General features: G+C 44.7%; 2 protein-coding genes. Both read right to left on the minus strand.

Annotation, left to right across the window (positions count from 1 at the left end; all coding sequences use genetic code 11):
* Positions 1–87: 87 nt before the first annotated feature.
* Positions 88–7,632, minus strand: coding sequence for a type I polyketide synthase (locus LC574_RS13915; RefSeq protein WP_229454069.1), 7,545 nt, complete (start codon positions 7,630–7,632; stop codon positions 88–90).
* Positions 7,633–7,900: 268 nt separating this feature from the next.
* Complete coding sequence (locus LC574_RS13920) at positions 7,901–8,590, minus strand: beta-ketoacyl reductase (protein ID WP_229454070.1); 690 nt, start codon at positions 8,588–8,590, stop codon at positions 7,901–7,903.
* Between the last annotated feature and the right edge of the window lie 156 nt (positions 8,591–8,746).

Raw genomic sequence — 8,746 nt, forward strand, 5'->3', positions numbered from 1 at the left:
AATTGTAAGGGAAACAGCCATAGGCATGGCAAGTAAAATTAAAGTTTGTTGGTGGTAAATCACCACAAATATTAAGTGGATACAAAATCAGAATTCTTGATGGGAACTGCCTTGAAAAAACCGACCAACTTCAGTTTGCAGGTAGTTGATCAATAAGGAAATGCGATCGCTCATCCCCAATAATGTTAGTTGCTGCATCAATTGGGAAGTTTGATGAGTGGGCGATGGTGCTTGGGTTTGAAAGTCTGTAAAGAACGGAGACGATAAACCTTGGGCTAGGAGTTCAGTCCAATTCACTGGTACTACTCCCACTTGGGTGGTAGATTGTGTCAGGAGGAATTCTAAAATATCTATACCTTGGTCAGGAGCGATCGCACCAATCCCCCGTAAACTCATTTGAGTAGCAATTTGACCTTTGGCAGCAGCACCGATATCTGCCCAAACTCCCCAATTTATACTCAATGCGGGTAACCCTTGGCTGTGTCGATACTGTGCTAAGGCATCGAGAAATGTGTTAGCGGCTACATGATTTGTCTGTCCAGGAGAACCTAATAGGGAAGCGGCAGAGGAAAACATGATAAAATAATCCAAAGGTACGTTTTTGGTCAAAAGATGTAGATTCCAAGCGCCTGCAACTTTTACAGACATCACTGACTGCAAACGTTCCGAATTCAGTTGCTGTAAAACTCCATCATCTAAAACGCCTGCTCCATGAATCACACCACGCAAAGGCGGATAGTTTTGTTGGATGTTAGTCAAAACTGCTGCTAACTGTTCTTTCTCGACAACATCTGCCTGAGTTGTGATGACTGTAGCACCTGCGGATTGTAATGCTTGGATTTGTGACTGTGCTTCTAGTGTCGGGCTGCTACGTCCCACAAGTACCAAGTATTTCGCACCTTTTTCAACTAACCAATGGGCAACGCGCAACCCTAAACCGCCCATACCACCAGTAATTAAATAGGTTCCTTCGGGATGAACTGGTAATGTTTGCAAATCTTCGGCTGTCGGTTCGTGGGTAATGGCGATTTTGCCGATATGTTGCGCCTGTTGCATCATCTGCAATGCTGTTATCACCTTTTGGACAGGAAAAACTGTTTGGGGTAGAGGTTGCAACTTTTGGCTTTGAAACTGTGCCATGATCCGATGCAACAAGGATTGCACCTGTTGAGGATTTTGCTGTGCAACATTCATTAAATCCACCAGGTGATAGGCAACTAGTGGCTTGACTTGAGCGACTTCTTGTGTATTCCAAACTCCGCGTTTGCCAATTTCAATAAAGCATCCGTTGGCTTTGAGAACCCCTAGACTGGCGGCAATGAACTCACCAGCTAGGGAATTAAATACGATATCTACACCTTCACCGTCAGTTATTTCTAAAATTTCTTGAGCAAAATCCAAAGTGCGTGAGTTAAAGATGTGTTGCACACCTAAAGAACGCAGTGTCTGCCATTTTCTTGGGCTTGCTGTGGCAAAGACTTCCGCCCCAGCTTGTTGAGCAATTTGTAAAGCTGCCATACCTGTACCTCCAGTGGCGGCATGGATGAGGATGCGTTGTCCTTTTTGAATTGCAGCAACTTCTTGCAGGGCATAAGCTGCGGTGAGGAAATTGGCGGGAATTGTCGCGGCTGTTTCAAAGCTCAAAAAGTCGGGTTTGGCAACAACAAAGCTGGTATTAGTCGTAACATATCGGCTAAAACTATCAGTAGCTAAGGCTACGACGGCATCACCAATGTTAAACTGAGTTACGCCCTCACCAACAGCGACAATCTCACCGGCACATTCAACGCCAAACCAGTTGCGATCAAAAGGTAGTAGTCCCAAAGCATCTAATACGTCAATGAAATTTAATCCCGTCGCCCATACCTGAATCTCTACTTCCCTTGGCTGGGGTTGACGACGCTGGGAAGTTTGCCATTGTAGGGAATTGAGTAAACCGCGTGTGCCGATTGTTAAGCGGTAAGGCTGTTCGGGAACGGCAAGTACTTTTTGGGGATTAGTGAAGCGAGTTAATCGTGCTACCCTTCGCCCAGTTGAGTGGAGGGTAATTTCCTCTTCCTGGGAAGGGTGCATCAATTCAGTTATCAGGGTATCAACTTGGGAAATTGCTGCTTGTGTCGGATCTAAATCTACACAGCGACAATTGAGTTCTGGATGTTCCAAACGGATGACTTTACCCATACCCCATACAGGTGACTGCATTAATCCTGTGATTGTGGAGGTGGGATTGACTGCACCTTGAGTCACTAACCAGAGGTTAATGGGCTGATGTTGCTTTTGAATCAGGGTTTGGACGAGGTTAAGAACATTGGTACATTCAGCGTAACAGTCTTGAGGTAGAGTCTCAATATGTTCTTGTGAACTAGAAATATAAACAATGTTTTTGATTGATTTCTGAATGCTTTCTGATGCTACCGTGTCCGAATTACCCCCCTTAATCCCCTGATGCATTGGGGAGAAACCGGAAATCAAGTCCCCTCCCCAATGCATCGGGAGGGCTAGGGAGGGGTAAAATCGAGATTTAGAAGCCACTTCTGTATTTGTGTCTACACCGTAGCTTGCAAACGGGGGAGGTAGAATGGTAGATAATTGCTGTTGCTGGTGTAATCGTTGTGCGATCGCATCTCCTAACTCAGAATAATCTGTTACAATTAACCATTTTCCAGTACAGACGCGATTAATTGCGTCTCTACCTTGATCTGACTGTGCTACAATCACTGCTTGTTGAGCCAATACCTCTGGAAGCACAGAGTCAGGGATAATATCTGCAACGCTAGTAAATCCGTTTGCTTGTAATAAATCGTGCCACTGCTGGGTAGAAATTAAGGGATGCGTCTTACGCAAATCTTTGTCTTGGAATCTCCACCAGCCTTCAGTTAAACCAAAAATTAAATCCAGCCAACCACTGGGACGAGTACCTTCCAAAAGTATCAATAATCCGTTGGGTGCGAGTAAGGATTTGACGTTGGTGATGGTTTGGCTTAAATCTTTGGTGGCGTGTAGAACATTTGCTGCAATAATAATATCAAAACTGTTGGCAGTAAATTCCCCAGATCCAATTGGCTGTTCAATATTCAAACTTTGGTAACGGACAAAGGTATAATCTGAAAACTGCTGGCGTGCTTTTGCTAAAAATAGTGGAGAAATATCAGTAAAAACATATTCCACTGACTGAGTAGCAAGTTGCGGTAAGAGATTAGCTGTAGTTCCCCCTGTACCTGCACCAATTTCTAGAATTCGCACAGTTTGCCCAGGCGGTAACTTTTCTAAAGCTGAGAGTACCGCTTGCTGTACCAGAGTATTCATCATCTGAGCACCAGGCGAATTTTGATACAGTTGAGCGATCGCCCTCAAGTCTCCATTGGGAAATAATATTTGTAAAGGTTCACATCGTCCTTGTAACACCTTTGATAAATGTAAACCACAGCGTTCAATTAACGTCAGTTCTGCCCAAGAAGATAGGTATTTTGTTTGTAGTTCTGCTTGGAGAATTTGTGCTTGTCCAACATTGGCAGACTGTCGTACATACCACCGTTCATCTTGTTGTTGCAGAATACCTGCGGCTGTTAACATTTCCAGGAGATGTATAAATAATTGTTCTTGCTCAGGTATAATTTGCAATTGCTGCCGAGAAAAATGTTCACCCCTGTGCAAAGATAAACCCAACTGTTGCAGTGCTTCAACAACATAAGCAAGACTGAGAGTTTCCAACTGGGGTAATAATTTTGCATAAATGTGGATCTCCGATTTTGTTAACAGTTTAGTGAATTGAGGTGCTAACTGTTGGGCAATCATCTCTGGAGAAGGCAGCAAAGATGTCTCATTAGGGTGAGATTGGGTGCGCCATTCCACCTCATACAACCATTCTCGCCAGTCTGCTGATGAATCGTAAGCAAAGATATTTTGTGATTCCACAGCTTTCAGTTGCAGTCCTGAAAAAGTTGCGATCGCTACTCCCTCTGGAGTTAAAACTTGAATATCTGCAATTATAATTGGTGATAAGATATCTCTAGGACGCAGTTGCACCCAACTCCATAGATTTTCCCCGACTGGTTCCCAAATAGTCAAGCGATCCAAACCGATGGGCAGATAAACAGATGACGTGGATTGATGGGATAAAATAGCTGCGATCGCTTGTAAACATCCATCCAACATAACTGGATGGAACTGATAACCAGCACGCTCAGTACATATTTGTGGTAAATGAATTTCTGCCAATGCAAGGTTATCATTGTACCACAGTTGGGTAATGGCTTGGAACGTTTCGCCGTAATTAATGCCAACCGTTTTGAGGTTTTGGTAGAAGTCGGCAATATTTGTAATTTGGGTACAATGCCGTTGCTGTTCTAAAAAATTAAAAATTCCATTTGGCTTAACATCTTTGTTCACACCCACTTTTCCGGTTGCAGGAACAGTCCAAGCATTTTCTGCGGCGCTGACAATTTCAAATTCGTAGCTGTCAGTGAGAATGAATTGTACAATCCGTGGGGAATCTGGGGTGAAAATGCAAGCCTGTTGCAGAGAAATATTTTCTAAGTATAGGCGTTCGCTTTGAAAAACTTGCTTTGCGGCTGCCAATGCCATTTCTATGTATGCGGCTCCTGGTAAAATTACTTGGGCAAATACCCGATGGTCTTGCAGATATATGGGGTAATTATCAGCAAGTTCTTGCTCAAAGTATAAATTAATGGATTTAGCTAAGTGTAATCGCTGCCCTAATAGAGGATGAACATCCACACAACCCTCCCTCAACCCTCCCCTTTGCAAGGGGAGGGTGCGCGTTAGCGCGGGTGGGGTAATTTCTGCCCAGAAACGCTTTCTTTGGAAGGGATAATTTGGCACATCAAGACGCTGACGGTTGTAACCTTGATCAAATCCGTGCCAATCAAGCTGAACTCCTCGCTCATAAAGCGCCGCCACACTTGATAATATTACCTGCCAATCCTCTTGTCCGGCTCGTAAACTGGGCAACCAGAGATATTTTCCCTCATCCGCTACCAGCGATCGCGCCATACCAAGTAAAATTGGCTTGGCTCCAACTTCCAAAAATACACTACACTCTTGCTGAATCAAAGTTTGAACCCCGGCAAAAAACTGCACAGGCTGGCGGATATGACGACACCAATACTCAGGTGTGGCAATTTCTGCACCGATGATTTTTCCAGTAAGATTAGAAATAATTGGGTATTGCGGCGGATGAAAGTTGACAGTACGGGCGACTTGCTCAAATTCTGTCAGCATCGCCTCCATTAAAGGAGAGTGGAAGGCATGGGAAACTGGTAAAGGTGTGATTTTGATGCCTTGGGCTTCCAAGATGGCGGCGATTTGGTCAATAGCCGAGGTTTCACCGGAAATCACTGTGTTATTGGGTGCATTAACAGCAGCAATGGATACCTGTTGATTGAAGGGTAGAATTAGTTCTTGTAACTCAGACGCAGCAGCAGCCACTGCAATCATTTTACCGTGGGGTAACTGCTGCATGAGGCGGGCGCGGGTGGCAATCAGCTTTAGTCCATCTTCTAAACTAAAAACTTCTGCAATACAAGCAGCCACATATTCACCAACACTATGGCCCATGAGAAAATCAGGTGTTACTCCCCAAGATAGCCATAGTTGACAGAGGGCGTATTCCAGGATAAATAAGGCTGGTTGGGTGTAGATGGTTTGGGATAAATTTTGAGAATGGGGAGAGACGCGATTAATCGCGTCTGTACTGGAGAGTGGGGAAAGATAAAGTAGATTTCGGAAATCTAAACCTAAGTCGGGATGCAATAATTCGCAGCAGTAATCAATCTGGTGGTGAAAAGAGGATTGAGTATCGTACAATTCTCCACCCATATTGATGTACTGGCTGCCTTGTCCAGTGAAGAGAAAGGCGATTTTGGGACGTGGTTGAGGAACCGCACCCACGCTAACGCGCACCTCCCTCTGTCCCCCCGATGCCTTGGGGGATGAAAGGGGGGTAGGAGGGTTGGGGAGGGGTGTATTTTTTTGACGGTCAATAAAATGATATAATTTTTCACAAGCAACGGTAGAAGAATCGGCAATTATAGCTAAACGATATTCCAAGTGCGATCGCCCCGTGTTGGCACTAAAACAAACATCTGCAAAAGAAACATCTTGATGTTGTTGAAAATAGTCTACATACTTACGGGCGAGATGTTCTAAAGCTGTAAGAGTTTTAGCACTCAGAGTTAGAAGATGCAGAGGACGTTCAATTTTATCTTCTTTTTGAATTTCAAGTTTTGAATTTTGAATTGTTGTAGCTGCTGCTAATACGATATGGGCATTGGTGCCACTAAAGCCAAAGGAACTGACACCAGCCAGCCGTTTGTCAGAATTCCAAGGAATGCAAGTAGTGGGAACGGTGATGGGCAATTGTTCCCAAGCAATATGGGGATTAGGTTGCCCAAAATGCAGATGAGGGGGAATTTCGCCATATTTCAATGCCAAAACCACCTTCATTAACCCGGCAATTCCCGCCGCCGCTTCGAGATGGCCAATGTTGGTTTTAAGTGATCCGATCAATAAAGGGCGATCGCGGGTATGATTGTCACCAAACACAGCCCCTAATGCACCGACTTCAATGGGATCACCCAAAGCTGTACCTGTGCCGTGGGCTTCAATGTAAGTAATATCTGCGGGTTCGACTGTGCTATTTGCTAATGCTTGGCGGATGACAGCTTGTTGTGATGGCCCGTTGGGAACCGTTAACCCACTACTGCGTCCATCTTGGTTGACAGCGCTACCTTTAATTACTGCAAGGATGGGATAGCCTGCGGCAATGGCATCTGACAGTCTCTGAAGGACGATGATACCGCAGCCTTCGCCGCGAACAAAGCCATCTGCTGTGGCATCAAAGGTTTTGCAACGCCCATCATTGGCAAGCATCCGGGCTTTGGAGAAATTAATCGTAAATTCTGGTGATAAAATACGATTTACACCACCTGCTAGGGCAATATTACATTCACCACGACGCAGACTTTGACAGGCAAGGTGTACTGCTACTAATGAGGAAGAACAAGCGGTATCAACAGCTAAAGAAGGGCCTGTGAATCCGAGTGTGTAGGATAAACGGCCAGCAGCAGTACTGTGGGAATTACCAGTTGCTAGGTAAGCATCTATATCTGTGACGGGACGATTTAATAGATGAGTTGAATAGTCATTGCTACTAAGTCCAATAAAAACACCCGTAGAACTATCTGCCAGTTGTTCTGAAGGAATGCCTGCATTTTCCAAAGCTTCCCAACTGACTTCGAGTAACAAACGCTGTTGCGGGTCGAGAGAAACAGCTTCTCTAGGAGCAATACCAAAAAACTCTGCGTCAAATTCTTGTAACTGCCCAATAAAACCCCCATAAGGATTATACATTTTCCCGGGAACAGTTGGGTCGGGGTCATAAAATTTATCCAACTGCCAGCGATCGCTTGGTACTTCTGTAATGGCATCAACGCCATTGCGTAACAGTTCCCACAATGCTTGGGGAGTATCTGCTCCACCAGGAAAACGGCATCCCATACCCACAATGGCGATCGCTTCTGTTTGTGTTTTGAGTTTGCTACGTAAATCCCGCAACTCTTGGAGAGCATTTTGCATTAAACTACGATAGTCTTTGGATTCAGGTTGGGTCATGTCGCTTCGCTCCAATTCGTAATTCGTACTTCGGCTACGCTCAGTACAAGTTCGTAATTCGTAATTAATACCCTATAGATAAATTTAGGGTTTTGGACATTGATGCTACGCATTTCTTTGTTTGCTATTAGGACTTACGCAAAAATCGCCCAAAAGCTTAATTTATCGAACCGCCAAGACGCCAAGAACGCCAAGAATTCGTAGAGCGTGCGTAAGTCCTAGCTATAAATAATAGTGCTTTAAATTCTGAATTACGAATTATTTTTGGTCAAAAGTTTTCTTGTTCAATTTCCAGTAATTCCTGTGCCAATAAATCGGCAATCTCATCTTGGGATAACTCTGATGGAGAAGAGTCTAACGCTTTACCCCTCCCCAACCCTCCTACCCCTCTTTCATCCCCCCTTACCAAGGGGGGACAGAGGGGGGTGCGCGTTAGCGGGGGTGGGGTAGTTTTATTTTGGTCTTTGGCTATGCCTTGGAGAGGTTGGGAGTCATCTAGATGTAATACTTCCTCTATTAAGTAGCGCCCTAACTTGTTGATGTTTGGATAGTCAAAAGCAACGGTGGTGGGAAGTGTGCATTTGAGGTTGGTTTGCAAACGATTTTTGAATTCGATCGCTGTTAGAGAATCCATACCCAGGTCAAAAAATCCAGATTGAATATCAATGGCGTGAGGTTTAAATCCCAAAACTTGGGCAATTTGCTGACGGATATAGGTATTGAGTAAATCATAGCGATCGCCAGCTTTTGACAATTCCTCTAATATAGATGTGGTTGGAGTTGATGAATGTACAGGTGTCTCAAACCGTTCCACAAATCTAGAAGATATTCCAAGTTGTGTAAATTGTCTCCAATCAATTGGTACAACTCCCACCTGGGTAATGGGTTGAGTCAGCAGATATTGTAAAACCTGGATGCCCTCAATTGGTGCGATCGCTCTAATTCCTCGCTGTTCCATCTGGCTGGTGACTTGGGGTTGTGCAGCAGAACCAACATTTATTGTGCTGCTGCATTAGCAGTTGTTATGTTCTTGCCGGCTTTCAGCGGTCGAATCGCACACCCGAATCGCGCACCACGTCGGCCCATTGCGCGCGGTCGGCAGCGCCGAAATTGC

The organism is Nostoc sp. CHAB 5715, from assembly GCF_020829685.1.
Lineage (GTDB): Bacteria > Cyanobacteriota > Cyanobacteriia > Cyanobacteriales > Nostocaceae > Nostoc.